Annotated in this window: 16 protein-coding genes; 9 read left to right on the top strand and 7 right to left on the bottom strand. The window is 57.5% G+C overall.

The window, feature by feature from the left end; translation table 11 throughout:
* Positions 1-5: 5 nt before the first annotated feature.
* From argB to coaBC, 4 genes are all read right to left on the bottom strand, one after another.
* Positions 6-902 (bottom strand): acetylglutamate kinase, encoded by an 897-nt coding sequence (argB, locus tag E5Q11_RS13375; RefSeq protein WP_135803952.1) that lies wholly within the window; start codon positions 900-902, stop codon positions 6-8.
* Between the two features lie 32 nt (positions 903-934).
* Complete coding sequence (locus E5Q11_RS18125) at positions 935-3,577, bottom strand: phosphomannomutase/phosphoglucomutase (RefSeq protein WP_135803953.1); 2,643 nt, start codon at positions 3,575-3,577, stop codon at positions 935-937.
* Positions 3,578-3,729: 152 nt separating this feature from the next.
* Positions 3,730-4,191 (bottom strand): dUTP diphosphatase, encoded by a 462-nt coding sequence (gene dut / locus E5Q11_RS13385; protein WP_135803954.1) that lies wholly within the window; start codon positions 4,189-4,191, stop codon positions 3,730-3,732.
* Positions 4,188-5,399, bottom strand: a complete 1,212-nt coding sequence (coaBC, locus tag E5Q11_RS13390) for a bifunctional phosphopantothenoylcysteine decarboxylase/phosphopantothenate--cysteine ligase CoaBC (protein WP_135803955.1) — start codon at positions 5,397-5,399, stop codon at positions 4,188-4,190. Before coaBC ends, dut begins: the two co-directional genes overlap by 4 nt.
* Positions 5,400-5,546: 147 nt before the next feature.
* On the opposite strand from coaBC, the gene radC reads away from it, so the two are divergent.
* The 3 genes from radC to rpmG all read left to right on the top strand — a co-directional run bounded on the left by radC (position 5,547) and on the right by rpmG (position 6,838).
* Positions 5,547-6,221: a RadC family protein gene (radC, locus tag E5Q11_RS13395; protein ID WP_135803956.1), complete on the top strand. Its 675-nt coding sequence runs from the start codon at positions 5,547-5,549 to the stop codon at positions 6,219-6,221.
* A gap of 213 nt (positions 6,222-6,434) precedes the next feature.
* Positions 6,435-6,671: a 50S ribosomal protein L28 gene (rpmB, locus tag E5Q11_RS13400; protein ID WP_135803957.1), complete on the top strand. Its 237-nt coding sequence runs from the start codon at positions 6,435-6,437 to the stop codon at positions 6,669-6,671.
* A gap of 11 nt (positions 6,672-6,682) precedes the next feature.
* On the top strand, positions 6,683-6,838 hold the full coding sequence (gene rpmG / locus E5Q11_RS13405; protein WP_007153739.1) for a 50S ribosomal protein L33: 156 nt from the start codon (positions 6,683-6,685) through the stop codon (positions 6,836-6,838).
* Between the two features lie 74 nt (positions 6,839-6,912).
* Here the strand turns inward: rpmG and E5Q11_RS13410 are convergent, their stop codons facing one another.
* From E5Q11_RS13410 to E5Q11_RS13420, 3 genes are all read right to left on the bottom strand, one after another.
* The gene (locus tag E5Q11_RS13410; RefSeq protein ID WP_135803958.1) at positions 6,913-7,773 is read right to left on the bottom strand and encodes an endonuclease/exonuclease/phosphatase family protein; all 861 of its coding nucleotides are present in this window, start codon (positions 7,771-7,773) and stop codon (positions 6,913-6,915) included.
* Between the two features lie 31 nt (positions 7,774-7,804).
* Positions 7,805-8,419 carry a thiol:disulfide interchange protein DsbA/DsbL gene (locus E5Q11_RS13415; RefSeq protein WP_135803959.1) on the bottom strand — a complete coding sequence of 205 codons (615 nt, stop codon included), beginning with the start codon at positions 8,417-8,419 and terminating at the stop codon, positions 7,805-7,807.
* Between the two features lie 87 nt (positions 8,420-8,506).
* On the bottom strand, positions 8,507-9,400 hold the full coding sequence (locus E5Q11_RS13420; protein WP_168215663.1) for an AraC family transcriptional regulator: 894 nt from the start codon (positions 9,398-9,400) through the stop codon (positions 8,507-8,509).
* Between the two features lie 315 nt (positions 9,401-9,715).
* On the opposite strand from E5Q11_RS13420, the gene E5Q11_RS13425 reads away from it, so the two are divergent.
* From E5Q11_RS13425 to E5Q11_RS13450, 6 genes are all read left to right on the top strand, one after another.
* The gene (locus E5Q11_RS13425; RefSeq protein WP_135803961.1) at positions 9,716-10,606 is read left to right on the top strand and encodes a LysR family transcriptional regulator; all 891 of its coding nucleotides are present in this window, start codon (positions 9,716-9,718) and stop codon (positions 10,604-10,606) included.
* A 102-nt stretch (positions 10,607-10,708) separates the two neighbouring features.
* Positions 10,709-11,506, top strand: coding sequence for a putative hydro-lyase (locus E5Q11_RS13430; RefSeq protein ID WP_135803962.1), 798 nt, complete (start codon positions 10,709-10,711; stop codon positions 11,504-11,506).
* Positions 11,507-11,536: 30 nt separating this feature from the next.
* Positions 11,537-12,601 (top strand): TRAP transporter substrate-binding protein, encoded by a 1,065-nt coding sequence (locus tag E5Q11_RS13435; RefSeq protein WP_135803963.1) that lies wholly within the window; start codon positions 11,537-11,539, stop codon positions 12,599-12,601.
* A 66-nt stretch (positions 12,602-12,667) separates the two neighbouring features.
* Positions 12,668-13,264: a TRAP transporter small permease subunit gene (locus E5Q11_RS13440; protein ID WP_135803964.1), complete on the top strand. Its 597-nt coding sequence runs from the start codon at positions 12,668-12,670 to the stop codon at positions 13,262-13,264.
* Positions 13,261-14,544, top strand: coding sequence for a TRAP transporter large permease (locus E5Q11_RS13445; protein WP_135803965.1), 1,284 nt, complete (start codon positions 13,261-13,263; stop codon positions 14,542-14,544). The genes E5Q11_RS13440 and E5Q11_RS13445 overlap by 4 nt, the downstream gene beginning before the upstream one ends.
* Before the next feature lie 6 nt (positions 14,545-14,550).
* Entirely contained in the window at positions 14,551-15,357 is an 807-nt protein-coding gene (locus E5Q11_RS13450) for a hypothetical protein (protein WP_135803966.1), read from the top strand.
* Positions 15,358-15,360 lie beyond the last annotated feature (3 nt).

Raw genomic sequence — 15,360 nt, forward strand, 5'->3', positions numbered from 1 at the left:
CGGCATCAGTTCCGGGAGATAAGCGTGCCGACACCCTCATCGGTGAAGATTTCCAGCAGGGTGGCATGGGCAACCCGGCCGTCGATAATGTGGGAGGTGCGAACTCCGTGCTCTACCGCGCTCAGGGCACAGCGGATCTTCGGCAGCATGCCGCCATGAATGGTGCCATCTTCAATCAGGGCATTCACCTGTTTGGCGGTCAGCCCGGTGAGCACCTTGTCTTCCTTGCTCTTCAGTCCGGAAACGTTGGTCAACAGGATCAGCTTCTCGGCTTTCATCGCCTCAGCCACCTTGCCAGCCACCAGATCCGCGTTGATGTTGTAGGAGGCGCCATCTGGCCCTACGCCGATGGGCGCGATCACCGGAATCACGTTGCTGCGGGTCAGCATGTCAATGACTTCGACATTCACGCTGGCTACTTCGCCCACATGGCCGATGTCGATAATCTCCGGGCGTTCCACTTCCGGCGAGCGGTCCACCACTTCCAGTTTTCTGGCGCGAATCAGGTTGGCGTCTTTGCCGGTCAGCCCTATCGCGGTGCCACCGTGGGAGTTGATCAGCGAAACTATCTGCTTGTTCACCTGGCCGCCCAGCACCATTTCCACCACGTCCATGGTCTCGCTGTCGGTGACACGCATGCCATTCACGAAACGGGATTTGATGTTCAGCCGCTCCAGCAGTTCACCGATCTGCGGGCCACCACCGTGGACCACAATCGGGTTGATGCCGACCAGCTTCATCAGTACCACGTCCCGGGCAAAGCTGCTTTTCAGCTCGCTGTTTTCCATGGCGTTACCGCCGTATTTGATCACTACCGTCTTGCCGGTAAACCGCTGGATATAAGGCAGGCCCTTGCTGAGTACGGCGGCTACCTGCATTGCTGTTTCACGATCCAAAGCCATTCAAGTTGTCCTGAATAATAAGTTAAACGTGTTCAGAAATCTGCCACCAGGTCTGGTGCTGCCCGGGTCAGTTGCTCCCGAAAGACGGCTTTGATCCGCTCCAGAGCCTCTTCGGTCTCGGCCTCGAAGCGAAGCACCAGAACCGGGGTGGTGTTGGACGCCCGGCAAAGCCCCCAGCCGTCAGAGAATTCCACGCGGATACCGTCAATCGTGCTGACGCTGCCATCCCCGAAGTCGCCTTTCTGCCCCAGCTGTTCGATGATTCCGAATTTGGTCTCATCCGTCACCGCAACGTTCAGCTCCGGAGTGCTGATATCTTCCGGGAACTCCTCAAATACTTCGTTGCTGTCGCGATCTTCAATGCCGAGGATTTCCAGCAGGCGCGCGGCGGCATAAAGGCCGTCATCAAAACCCAGCCAACGTTCACCAAAGAAGATATGACCACTCATTTCACCGGCCAGCAGGGCACCGGTCTCCTTCATCTTGGCCTTCATCAGCGAATGCCCGGTTTTCCACATGATCGGCCGGCCGCCGGCTTCAGTGATGACACCGGCCAGGCGACGGCTGCATTTGACGTCGTAAAGCACGTCTGCACCGGGGTTGCGGGAAACAACGTCACGGGCAAACAGCATCATAAGGCGGTCCGGCCAGATAATCTTGCCGGTGTTGGTGACCACACCCAGACGGTCGCCGTCACCATCGAACGCCAGCCCCAGATCGGCTTTTTCCGACTTCACGGCAGCGATCAGGTCTTTCAGATTTTCCGGTTTACCAGGATCCGGGTGATGGTTGGGGAAGTTGCCGTCCACCTCGCAATACAGCGGCACCACTTCGCAGCCCAGCTCTTCCACCAGCACTGGTGCCAGTTCACCAGCGATGCCATTACCGGCGTCCAGCACCACCTTGAGCGGTGCCGCAACAGCGATATCCCCGACAATACGGTCCAGGTAGGCCCGGCGAACGTCATCCGAGGACTGGCTGCCCTGGCCGCTGACAAAGTCGCCGGTCTGAATTCGCTGGAACAGTCGCTGAATAGCTTCTCCCGACAGGGTTTCGCCGGCCAGCATGATCTTGAGACCGTTGTAATTGGCCGGGTTATGGCTTCCAGTCACCATCACACCGGATCCGGTGCCCAGTTCGTGAGTGGCGAAGTAAAGCACTGGCGTTGGCACTGCCCCGACGTTGATGACATCGCAGCCTGCGGCCATAATGCCGCTGCCGAGCGCGTCCGCCAGCTCAGGACTGGAATGACGGCCGTCATAACCGATACAAAGGCTTTTCACACCGCGCTCGATGGCTTCGCTGCCAACAGAGCGACCAATCACGCGCACAATGTCGGCGGTCAGGGTCTCGCCAACAATGCCGCGGATATCGTAGGCGCGGAAAATGCTGTCCGAGATTTCAACATCCGGCAAGGCCACCTCTTCGACCCTGGGCGAGTCGTCCGGGAAATCGGAACCGCCAAAGCCAAGGACATCGTCATCGCCATCCAGCATGTCGATGTCGAGCATGTCCTTTTCTTCAAACAGCGGCTCATCACCGGGCTCTGACGCGGCCCCGGCCGGAGCCGCCTTCTTTTTCGGCCGGGCTGACTCAGCCTGTTTGGCCACCCGTTTATCAACCATCTGGGCAAGCCTGGACAACACTTCGGCGGTGGACGCAACCGTGTCCCACCTGAATGCTGGTGGTTTGACCCTCTCACCGGCAAATGCCTTGTGGGCCCACTGGATCAGAACTGTTACTTCCTGGCGAATGTTACGCTGGGCTCCGCCAAGCATCACCCAGACCAGTATTGCCGCCAGCAATGCCGGCACAATGACCAGGGCCGCGACGACGATCAGGCTGACCAGCGGCGTTGGCGCCGTTGCTGGAAGGAACCTAAGTTTCCAGTCCGGGTTAAGCAGGTCGCGCTCAACCGCAACTCCTTCGCCACTCATATTGCTGGCATTGCTGGCGATCACCCGTTCTGCCCCGTTCGCTGTCTGGACAATTTCAAACCGCCCGCTCAGCTCGCTGTTCAGGCCGGACAGCAAAGGCTTCAGCCCCGAAGCGTCAAACACCGCCAGTATACTGCCTACCACAGCGTTGCCCGTAGTACGGCGGATGGGCGCTGCCATCTGGAGGTACCAACTGCCATCCCGGGGGAAGGCATCCGGATACAGCGGTCGGCCTGTTTCAGCCCGTCGAGCCAGGTCCAGCCCGGCAAAGCCCAGGGTTGTCTCATCGGACGTGCGGGGGATATTACCGTAGGGGAAAAGGTATACCGCTTCGACATCTGGCAGGGTGGCTGTCAGCGTAGCCATTGCTGCGGGCAGTGACCCTTCACCCTCAAGCGCTTCGCGAACATAGTCCTGAGTGCCTAACCCGGCCACAACGGACTGCAGCAGGGCCAGTTGCTGGTTAACCTGGGCCGCCGCCGTATCAGCAGCGACAGCAGCCTGCATCTGGTGGCGTCGGGACTCGGCCGGCACAAACACCAGAAAATACACCAGCGCCGCGGAAACCACACCGGCCAGGAACACCACCAGGGATTGTTTGAGCGCAACCGAAGTCAGCCTTTTATAGTCAGGGTTAGCTGCCGATTTTCCGGACCTGGCCTTTGTTTTTGCCGGTTTGGCGTCTGCTGTGGAGCCAGCGACTTCGTCATCCGTCTTTTTCTTTTTGCCAAGCTTCATAGTCCATCCTGCTGATACAAGCGTCCGGATTTATTGGTAATCATGAAAATTCTGGCGCGTTCGGGAACCTTCCGATGAGTATAGACCCTTCCCGCTGTTCTGCAGGGTCCAGGCCACTGACTGGAGCCCCTACCAGAGAAAGACCCGGCGACTCAGTGGCTGCCGGTGGAACCGAAACCGCCTTCCCCGCGCTTGCTCTGATCAAAGGCAGACACCACCTCAAACTCCGCCTGCACCACCGGCACCAGAACCAGTTGGGCGATGCGCTCGCCCACTTCCACGGTGAATTCAGTGCTGCCCCGGTTCCAGCAGGACACCATCAGTTCACCCTGATAATCCGAATCGATCAGGCCGACCAGGTTACCAAGCACAATGCCGTGTTTGTGGCCGAGCCCGCTGCGGGGCAGAATCATCGCAGCCAGCGAAGGGTCAGCAATGTGAATCGACAGCCCGGTTTTAATCAGCTCTGTCTGCCCTGGCTTCAGCGTCAGCGGGGCGTCCAGACAGGCCCGCAGGTCCAGGCCCGCAGAGCCCTCAGTGGCGTATTCAGGGAAAGGCACGCTGTGTCCGATCCGGTCATCAAGGATACGGACCTGGAAGGTCTGTCTTGTCATCTGGCTTCCTTGTTCGTCAGTTGGTCAGCAATCAGCGCAATCAGTCGCCGGGACAACCTGGCTTTGGTATCTGGCCCGATATTCTCGCGACCGCCGGCCCAGAACACGGTGACAGCGTTATCCTCACTGTTGAAGCCCAGCCCCGGCACGGACACATCGTTGGCCACGATCATGTCCAGTTTCTTGCGGGACATCTTGTCCAGGGCATAGTGCTCAACGTCGCGGGTTTCGGCCGCGAAGCCCACGGTAAAAGGCGCGTCCTTCCTGGCCGCAATGGTGGCCAGGGTATCGGGATTGCGCACCAGCGCCACATTCATCGCATCACTGGTTTTCTTGATCTTGTCGCCGGCGCAGCTATCCGGGCGATAATCGGCAACCGCCGCAGTTGCGATAAACAGGTCGCACCCCTCGTCAACAGCATGGCCGGATGCCTCCAGCATATCCCTGGCCGTGGTCACAAAACGGCGTTCAACTCCGGCGGGCGCATCCAGCACAACCGGGCCACTGACCAGAACAACCTCTGCCCCTGCTTCCCGGGCGGCCGCTGCCAGGGCATAACCCATCTTGCCGGAACTGTGATTGCTGATATAACGCACCGGGTCGATCGGCTCCCGGGTTGGGCCTGCGGTGATCACCACGCGCTTCCCGGCAAGGGCTTTGCCGGCGCCTTCCGGCTCCGCAAGGATCCGTTCAAACAGGGCTGCAGGCTCCAGCATCCGACCCGGGCCAACGTCGCCACAGGCCTGGGAGCCCTGATCAGGGCCCCAGAGCGTGATCTGCGGGTCTGCTTCCAGGAGGCCGGTATTGCGACGGGTCCGATGGTTGCTCCACATGGCCTGGTTCATCGCAGGCGCCAGTGCGATGGGTGCTTCAGTGGCGCAGCAGAGCGTCGTCAGCAGATCGTCGGCCATGCCGTTAGCGAGCCGCGCCATAAAATCCGCCGACGCCGGCGCCACTACAATCAGGTCTGCCCATTTGGCCAGCTCAATATGGCCCATGCCGGCCTCCGCTTCCGGGTCCAGCAGGGACGTTCGCACCGGCTCACCGCTGAGGGCCTGAAAGGTCAGCGGGGTCATGAAAGCCTCGGCACCGTGGGTCATCACCACCCTCACCTCGCGCCCGGACTTTTTCAGCAGGCGCACGAGCTCCGCGCTCTTGTAGGCTGCGATGCCTCCGGTTACCCCCAGCAGAATTCGATGAGCGGCCATAGCGGCTCCATGTACGTCATATAAATGAAAGGCTTATAAGATAGCACGTCCAGGCGCTTCGGACAGCCTGCGGCACGTGGTAAACTCTCGTGTTAAAGGGTTTCCTAAACCGCACAGGACGTGCAGACCAGACGAAAGGAATCGACCATGCCAAACCCCGATTGGCCAGAGGACGAGCGGCCGCGCGAGCGGCTGCTTTGCCACGGCGCCGGCAGCCTGTCAGACGCAGAACTGCTGGCCATCTTTCTGCGTACAGGCACTGCCGGAATGCCAGTGATGGCACTGGCCAGATACCTGATTGACGAATTTTCCGGATTGCGGGGGCTGATGACTGCTTCCCAGCGACAGTTCTGCGCCGTTAAAGGGCTGGGCAACGCCAAGTACGCCCAGGTGCAGGCCGCCATGGAAATGGCCCGCCGGGTGATGGACGAGCCCCTGCGCCAGGGTGACCCGCTGCGGTCTCCGGAAGACACCCGCCGGTTTCTCAGCAGCCGGCTGGGCACTTACCCGCACGAGGTGTTTTCCGGGCTGTTTCTGGACAACAGGCACCGGGTTATCCGCTATCAGGAACTGTTTCGTGGGACCATCGATGGCGCGGCCGTCTACCCTCGGGAAGTGCTACGCCAGGCGCTGGAGGTCAATGCGGCAGCCGTTATTTTTGCCCACAATCACCCTTCCGGTGTTGCGGAACCCAGTCAGGCCGACGTTTCGCTGACACGCAGGCTCAAGAATGCGCTGGAACTTGTGGATATCAGGGTTCTTGACCATATGGTTGTTGGCCACGGTGAGGTAGTATCCCTGGCTGAACGAGGACTGATGTAAGGTCCGGGCCGCGAAGCCTCGAATACTGGCCAAAATCCCAACAATTTTTTGCGTTAGGCGGGCAGTTCTGGTATAAAAGCGTCCCTTTCTGGCGGCGTCTGGCGAGCAGCGTGCATTTTCGAGCGCAAGTTCTAGCACGAGCAAAACACCAGAAACGCGAACGATCGAATTTAAAACGTATTTTCAGGACCCTAGCTCAGGTCGGAGGCAAGTATGTCCAGAGTCTGTCAGGTTACCGGTAAGCGGCCGGTATCCGGTAACAACGTTTCTCACGCGATGAACCATTCACGTCGTCGTTTCCTGCCCAACCTGCAGAACCATCGTTTCTGGGTTGAGTCTGAGAAGCGTTTCGTAAGGCTGCGCGTATCCACCAAGGGTATGCGTGTAATTGACAAAAAAGGCATTGACGCTGTGCTGGCCGATCTTCGTGCCCGCGGCGAGAAATTCTAAGGAGCCGCATCATGCGCGAAAAAATCAAGCTGGTTTCATCAGCAGGTACTGGTCACTTCTACACGACCAACAAGAACAAGCGTAACACCCCGGAAAAAATCGAGATCAAAAAGTACGATCCGGTTGTCCGTAAGCACGTTGCGTACAAGGAAGCCAAGATCAAGTAAATCTGATCCGGTGACTTTTAAAAAAACCTGGCCGAGCGCCGGGTTTTTTTATGGGCCAGTCACAAGAAAAAGTGTCAGAAAGTGCTGACATAACCTTTGGGCAAGGCAATGTCCATGGCCACCGGAAGATGATCGGACACCGGAAAGCTGACCACTTCCGAGCGGCGGATTTCCAGGCTGGGACTGACCAGAATGTGGTCCAGCGCCCGTTCTGGCCGCCAACTGGGAAAACTGTGGGCGGTGTCTGGCAGCGGTACCAGATTGGCGTGTTTCAATGGCGTGTTGCTGAGCAACTGTTCGGCGTGATTGTTCAGGTCGCCCATAAGCACCACGTGCTGGTAGTCCGCAATCAGATCACGGATAAACCCCAGCTGCTTTTGCTGCGCAGCCTTGCTGAGCGACAGATGAAGCATCACCAGAACCAGCGGGTCATCTTCCGAACCGTAACGGGCCACGATGGCGCCCCGCCCCGGAATCAACCCCGGCAGCTTGTGCTCTTCCACGCCCAGGGGGCGATACCGGCTTAACAGACCGTTGCTGTGCTGGGCAAGCTGCCCAAGATTCCGGTTCAGTTGCTGGTACCAGTAGGGAATTCCTGCCGCCTCGGCCAGATACTGAACCTGATTGATATACCCGCTGCGCAGGCTGCCGCCATCACACTCCTGCAGGGCAACGACATCGTAGTTGCGCAACAGGGCCGCAATGCGGTCGAGGTTTTCAATGCGTTTGCGATGGGGCAGCAGATGCTGCCAACTGCGAGTCAGGTAGTGACGGTAGGACGCAGTGTTGATGCCAACCTGAATATTGAAGGTCAGCAGCCGGATGTGGCGGTGGGGCTCAAAATCCGGCACATGATCGTCACCAGAGCAGCTCCCCCGCACCTGATTGACGGGCTTCAGAATCTGATCCAGCTGCTTCCTGATCCGTCGGTACATATGGGTAGCCACTCTGGCACTGAAGGCGTGTTTATCGCTCCTGCTCAACCAGGTAGTTCACTACATCAAGAACGGCCTCATGGCTGCCCGCCATACTTGCCGTGACCCGGTATTTACCGGCCACCAGCACAGTCGGGGTACCGGTTACGCGGGCACCGCGAATCTTGGATTGAGCCTGCTGCATGCGGGCGTTCACGCCAAAACTGTTGTAGTTCTTGAGGAAGGCCTCACCGTCCACATCGTATTGCGCCACAAAGTCGGCCAGCGCCTCTCCCGAATTGAGCGGGCGACGCTCGCCGGCCAGGGCTTCAAACAGGGCATCGTGAACCTTGTCCAGCTCGCCCATTGCCTCAAGCGCATAAAATGCCCGGGCATGGGGCTCCCAGGACTTGCCAAGCGCCGCCGGTATCTTCACATAGTTGACGTCATCCGGCTTGTTCTCAGCCCAGTTTTCGATCAGCGGCTTGAACTCGTAACAGTGAGGGCAGCCGTACCAGAACACCTCCGCCACCTCGATGCCGGTGTCACTGGCCGTTCTTACCGGCACGTCCAGGGCCACATAGTGGCGCCCCTCTTCATAGGACTGGGCGTTGGCCTGAGCCATAAACACCAGTGTCAGCAACGACAGGGCGAGCGTACGTATCATGCAGGAACTCCAGTTTTTATCAGAATGATTGCAGGGATTATGACTTACCGGTGGCAGAAAGTTCCACCATCCCGTGTTACAGGCTGGTTAGACTCCCGCGCTCGGGCGCCCGGGTAACTGACGGTCGGTCGTGCCCGACGCTGCCATTAGCACTCTTTGTCTACGATATTCCGATGGAGACTGGTTCATGTATTTCTGGAAATTGCGGTTGAAGCTGGAAAGGCTCACATAGCCACATTCATAGGCAATTGACGACACTGACTTTCGGAGGTGAGCGAGCAACTGGCAGGCAAATTCAACTCTCAGTTTGTTCAGGTAATCAACAAAGCCGACGCCGTGGATTCGTTTGAATATCCGGCAGAAATGCGCCGAACTCATATTGGCGATTGCTGCAGCTTTATCAAGGGTTATAAATTCATGGAAATTGTTATTTATGTAATAAATCGCTCTTTCTATGCTTCTGGACTCGAAATTATTATTACAGGCAATAAAATCATCACTATTAAGCGTCTGGCGCTTACCCTCCAGCAGGCAATCAAGGACCGAAAACAGCCCTCCGACAACGGCACAACCCTCCATTTTCTGCAGATCCATCATTGACTCGCCAACTCCGGAGATGACTGAAGGCTCCTTGAATTCGATGCCTAATTTCGCATCTTCCAGAAGCAACTGAAGCTTCCCAAACTCGGTAAGCACTTGAAAAGAATTGACAAGATTGAAATCAGAGAAAAACAGCGAGCAGTGGAACCCCTCCTGCCTTGACCCTTCCGGAGATTCCGTCAGCCAGTAATGCGGGACATTAGGACCTACAAGAAACAGATTTTCATCATCCAGTTCTTTTTCATAATCTCCGATGAAGGCTTTACCCCTAATACGCCTGAAATAGTGAAGCTCAAGTTCGTCATGGCAATGCCACCGCTTATTCACTTTACTTCCGATGCAATCGGAAGCTGCAGTTGAAGCAGCACTTCCGACTGCCATTACTCTTTTACAATTTCCCATGAAATTAAACCATTTTTATATTGTTCGAGTTTTAATCAAGGAAAAATAAATATCAGGTTTCTGTTTTTAAAAATCATAGATAGCAAAATTTCAAAGCGCAATCGCGGCCCTCTCTGGAAATTCTATGATTATCAATTGGATATTGATTTTAATGGGTTTTTGTCGATGATCAGAATGTACTATCACCAATGATCAGCATTATTAATGACTGCAACAAATTCCTAATTTATTTGAATAAATCCCGACAAGCTGCAAAAGTTGAGGCGACAGCAGGTGCAAAAGCAGGACTGAGCCATGAACATTCGATCTCTGGAAACCTTTATCTGGATCGCCAGGCTTGGCAGTTTCCGTGCGGCTGCCAGCCGGGTCTATGCATCCCAGCCTTCGGTCTCCGCGCGAATCGCCGGCCTTGAAGATCAGTTGGGGGTGGAGCTTTTCAACCGGTCGGCCCGTAAGATAACCCTCACAGCCAAGGGTCGGGAGTTTCTGATCTACGCCGAGAAAATGCTGAACCTTCATGGCGAAATGATGCAGGCTGTGGCGAAATCCTCGTCGATCCAGGGCACCATTCGCCTGGGCGTTTCCGAGACCATCGCCCACACCTGGCTGCCGCAGCTGGTTGAGCGGGTCAGCGAGGCCTATCCGGCTATAAACCTGGAACTTGAAATCGATATTTCGATCAACCTGTCGGACAAACTGGTCAACCACGAGATTGATATTGCGTTTCTGATGGGTGGCGTCAACCAGCCCGGGATTATCAACCAGACACTGTGCCGCTACCCGCTGATCTGGGTTGCAAGCCCCAAACTCAATATCGGCGACCAGCCCATGTCCCTGGAAGAACTCTCCAGTTGGCCGATCATCACCTACCCCCGCAAAAGCGAACCCTACATGGTGATCCGTGCCCTGGTTGACCCGATGAATCACTCCACCCGAATTCACTCCAGTTCATCGCTGTCGACCATTATCCGGATGACGGTGGACGGCCTGGGGGTCAGCGCATTACCCGCCGAAATCCTGCAGGCCGAGCTTAGTACCGATGTCCTGCGCCGGTTTGATGTAAACGCCGAACTGCCCGACCTTGCTTTCAGTGCCGCCTTCCGGTCCGGCCCCGGAGGCACGGTGGTGCAGGCCATCGCAGAACTGGCATCTGCCACGGTCGAGGGCCGGGTAAAGGCCGACTGATCCATTTTTTCGATCAGTAGTGATCCTAAGTTTCGAATTGTATTTATCACCTGAGCTGTCTTAAATGAGTTCATGACTCATTTTCAAGGCAGAAACCTGGCAATGTTTGAAACCCTGAACGCCCATTCCGACCCTGAATCCGTGCGCAAAGCAGCCCGGGAGGGGTTCCTGAACGGACCAACGGCCGGTCTGGCCAGCGGCTTTGTGCAGGTCAATCTGGTGATTCTGCCGGAAGCCGATGCCGCCGGCTTTCTCCGGTTCTGCCAGGCCAACCCCAAGCCCTGCCCGCTGCTGGCGGTCAGCGAACCGGGTTCAAGAATCTGCAAGGCGCTGGCCGCTGACCTGGACATTGCCAGGGACGTTCCCGGCTACCGTATTTACCGAAACGGTGTGGTCAGTGAATCGGCGGCTGATGTTGCTGGTGAATGGCGGGATGACCTTGTGACTTTCGCCCTTGGATGCTCATTCACCTTTGAACATGCCCTGATGCAGGCCGGGCTACGGGTCCGCCATATTGAACAGGGCCGCAATGTGCCGATGTATCAGACCTCGGTGCCACTGACCTCAGCCGGAGGTTTCAGCGGCAAGCTGGTCGTTTCCATGCGGCCCTTTGCCGCAGCCGACGCCATACGCGCGATCCAGATCACCACCCGTTATCCCCAGGTGCACGGCGCCCCGGTGCATCTTGGCGATCCATCACTAATTGGCATTTCCGATCTGAACGCACCGGACTACGGTGATTTCGTTTCCGTGGGTGACGATGAAATTCCGGTCTTCTGGGCCTGCGGGGTAACACCGCAACAGGTCCTGGTCGACTCGGGCGTGGAATTCGCCATCACTCACCGACCAGGGCACATGCTGGTTACGGATATTCCGGACAACAGCCTGGCCCTGTTCTGATCCACCCGACGCAACCCAAGAGGAATACCCATGAAAACAAAAATGACGTGTCTTTCCGCCTGCATCATCGGCCTGACGGCCGCCAGCGCACCCGCACTGGCCCAGGACCTGGACAGCACCAGCTTTAACTACGTAGGCAGCTGGAGCAGCCTGTCCCTGTACCAGAATTTCGAAAAGCCGTTCTGGGAGAATCACCTTTCGGAGGCATCCGACGGACGGTTGACCGCCGAAGCCACCACCTTTGACCAGATGGGACTTGGCGGCGGCGAAGTATACCGGCTGATGGCCCGGGACGTTATTGAGATTACCTCAACTGTGGCCGATTACGCCGTCGAGGATGCCCCGGAACTGGAAGGGCTGGACATGCCCATGATCGCGCCTGACGTGGACACCGCCCGCAAAGTCGCAAACGCTTTCCGCCCGGTGCTTGCCGATGCGTTCAGACAGCGCTTCGACGGCGCCCAGCTGCTGGCCATTGCCCCCTACCCCTCGCAGATGGTGTTCTGCAACGCCGAGATTGCTGGCCTCAGTGACCTTAAAGGTATGAAAGTGCGCGCCAGTGGCCGCACAACCGCCGAGTTCCTGCAGGCACTGGGCGCTGAGGGCATTACCCTGAACTTCAGCGAAGTCCCGGGGGCACTGCAACGCGGCGTTATCGACTGCGCGGTTACCGGTTCGCTGTCCGGGTACAGCTCTGGCTGGCATGAAGTGTCCACCCACCTTTACCCGCTGCCCGTTGGTGGCTGGGACCACGTGGTGACCGCGATGAACGGCAAAAAATGGAATTCGCTGTCAGAGCAGACCCAGAACTGGCTAATGACCGAGGTTCGCGAAAACTATGAGACCCCGGTGTGGGAATCCGCTGTCGGTGAGACCAAAGAAGGCATTGCCTGCCTGACCGGCAATGGTGACTGCTCCCGCGGGGAAGCCGGGGACATGGTTCTGGTAAAGGCCACTGAGAATGACTTTACCAACGCGGCCCGCCACCTGGAAGAGACCCTGCTGCCAAACTGGGCCGAGCGAGTTGATCAGAAATGGGTTGACCGCTGGAATGAAACCGTCGGCGAAGTCACCGGACTGAATGCGTCCAAGTAACAGACTTTCAGAAGATAATGGCATTCCTCGGGGCGCTCAAAGCGCCCCGACTGCCAGGAGAACACTATGCTGCTTCATGTAACTTCTTTCCTCGATCGTTTACTCGTGGGCGTGAGAGCCGGCTCACAGTGGTTTGCGCGGGCCGGCGGTGTGCTGATCCTGCTGACGGTCGTGCTGGTGACCATCGAAGTGGCGTCAAGAATGATTGTCGGTCGTTCAGCGGTTCACGCCACGGAGCTGACCGGTTACATCATGGCCATCAGCGCCAGCTGGTCATTTGCCTACACCCTGATGAACAAGGCTCACATCCGCATCGATGCGCTTTATCTGAACTTTCCCATGAAAGTTCGCGGGATGCTCGATCTGGTCGCCCTGCTGTCGCTGGCCATGTTCTCCATTCTGGTAGTCAATGCTGTTTTTGACGTGCTGAGCGACTCATACAGCGGCGGCTCCACCGCCAATACTCCACTCAGTACGCCACTGTGGATACCCCAGTCACTGTGGCTGGTGGGCTTTGTCTGGTTCAGCTTTGCCCTGGGCGTGATGTCCCTGAGGGCCTTTCTCGGGCTGATCAATGGCGAGGCAGACAAGGTTCAGGAACTGGCGGGCACGCCAACCCTGGATGAACAGATTGAAGAAGAAAGCCAGGGAGCACGCTCATGATTCTTACCGCCCTGCTCATCCTGATGGTTTTGCTGTTGCTGAGTGTGCCGGTAGCGGCAACACTGATCGCGCTGGCCTTATTGCTGGCTGAACTCTTTTCTCCTTTCCCGTTGATCAATGCGATGGGAGATGTGCTCTGGTCCGCCTCCGACAAATATCTGCTGATTGCCATTCCCCTGTTCATTCTTCTGGGCGAAATCCTTGTACGCACCGGTATTGCCCGCGGCACCTACCGCTCCCTTGAAAGCTGGATGTCCTGGCTGCCCGGCGGCCTGCTTCACGCCAACATTGGAACGGCAACGCTATTTTCAGCCACCTCGGGATCCAGCGTTGCCACCGCCGCCACCATTGGCACCGTTGCCCTGCCCCAGGGCAAGGAGATGGGCTACGACCCCAAGCTGTTCACCGGCTCGATCGCCGCTGGAGGCACCCTCGGCATCATGATTCCGCCGTCGATCAACCTGATCGTCTATGGTTTTCTGACTGAAACCTCGATCCCGCAGCTGTTTGCTGCCGGGCTGATCCCCGGACTTGTGCTCGCGCTTCTGTTTATCGTGGGCACGGCACTGATCTGCATCTGGAAGCCGGCACTGGGTGGCCCCAGCGTATCGCACAGCTGGAAGGATCGTATTTCCGGCCTCGGGCACCTGGTGCCTGTGCTTACCCTGTTCGGCATCGTGGTCGGTTCCATTTATGCGGGTGTAGCAACACCCACCGAAGCCGCGTCTCTGGGTGTATTGGGGGCCCTGGTGATTGCTGCATTCATGAAAAAGCTGTCGGTAGGCATCATCACCGAAGCACTGGATGGCACCATGAAGACCACCGGCATGATCATGCTGATCATCATCGCCTCCTACTTCCTCAACTTTGTACTGGCATCCTCCGGGGTCACCCGGGAGCTGACGGCTTTCCTGGAAAACGCCGGTCTTGGCCCTTACTCAACCCTGATGCTGGCGATACTGCTATACATCGTTCTGGGATTCTTCATTGAAACCCTGTCGCTGATGGTCATCACCATTCCCATTGTTGCGCCGATTCTTATCGGGCTCGGCTTTGATCAGGTGTGGCTGGGCATCCTCATCATCCTGCTGATCGAAATGGCGCTGATTACGCCACCGGTCGGACTCAACCTCTACGTGGTACAGGGTGTTCGCAAGGGCGGACCCTTCAGTGATGTGATGAAAGGCGCGATGCCTTATGTCGGCATGATGTTCATCATGGCGATCCTGCTGGTGCTGTTCCCGGAGGTGGCCACCTTCCTCCCCGAGCTGCTGAAATAACCCGCCATGCTGACCATTGTGCTCACCAAACTGGTGGCAACGGCGGTGGTGGTCATCGGGGTTTCAGTGGCGGTGAGCAAACTGGGGCCAAGGCTCGGTGGCATCCTCGCCGGGACCCCCATCATCCTTGGCCCCGGTTACTTTTTCCTGCTGCAGGACTGGCCGCCGGAGTTCATAAGGGCGTCGGCGCTGGCAACCCTGCACGCGCTGATTGCCACCCTGATGTTCTGTATCGTGTTCATTCTGACCGCCAAACGCTTGCGACTTTCCGCAAGCCTGGGCCTGGCGACACTGACCTGGGTTCCCTGCGCTTTCGGGTTTTCATTGATACCCGGCGGGATTGTAATCGCCGTTCTGGTTTACGGTCTCGCGCTGCTGGCAGCCGAGGCCATCCGGCACGCCCAGGCTCTGGACCAGCCAAAAGTTGTTGCTGTGTCCGGCTGGTTTGATGTGGTAGTCCGCGGCCTCCTGGCCGGCGTGCTGGTGGCCATTGCCACCACGCTGGCTGCGCGCTCCGGTGCATTGCTTTCCGGCATACTGATCGGTTTTCCCGTGGGCCTGCTTACCATCGGCTGGACTCTCCACGACCGCTACGGTGCCGATGTAGCAAGAGCCACCATCGCCGCTTCCCAGCGAGGAATGCTGAGCCTGGCGGCCTTTGCGGCCGTGACCGCCATTGCGGTAGACCACCTGCCGCCAATGATCACATTTGCCGTCGCCCTGCTGGCCTCATTGATCGTCAGCGGCGCACTGTTCATTATCAGCCAATGGCTGGATCGAGTTGCCCGAAAACAGACATTACGGGCCCAATAAAAT

The sequence above is a fragment of the Marinobacter confluentis genome, from assembly GCF_004785685.1.
In the GTDB taxonomy this organism is placed as follows: domain Bacteria; phylum Pseudomonadota; class Gammaproteobacteria; order Pseudomonadales; family Oleiphilaceae; genus Marinobacter; species Marinobacter confluentis.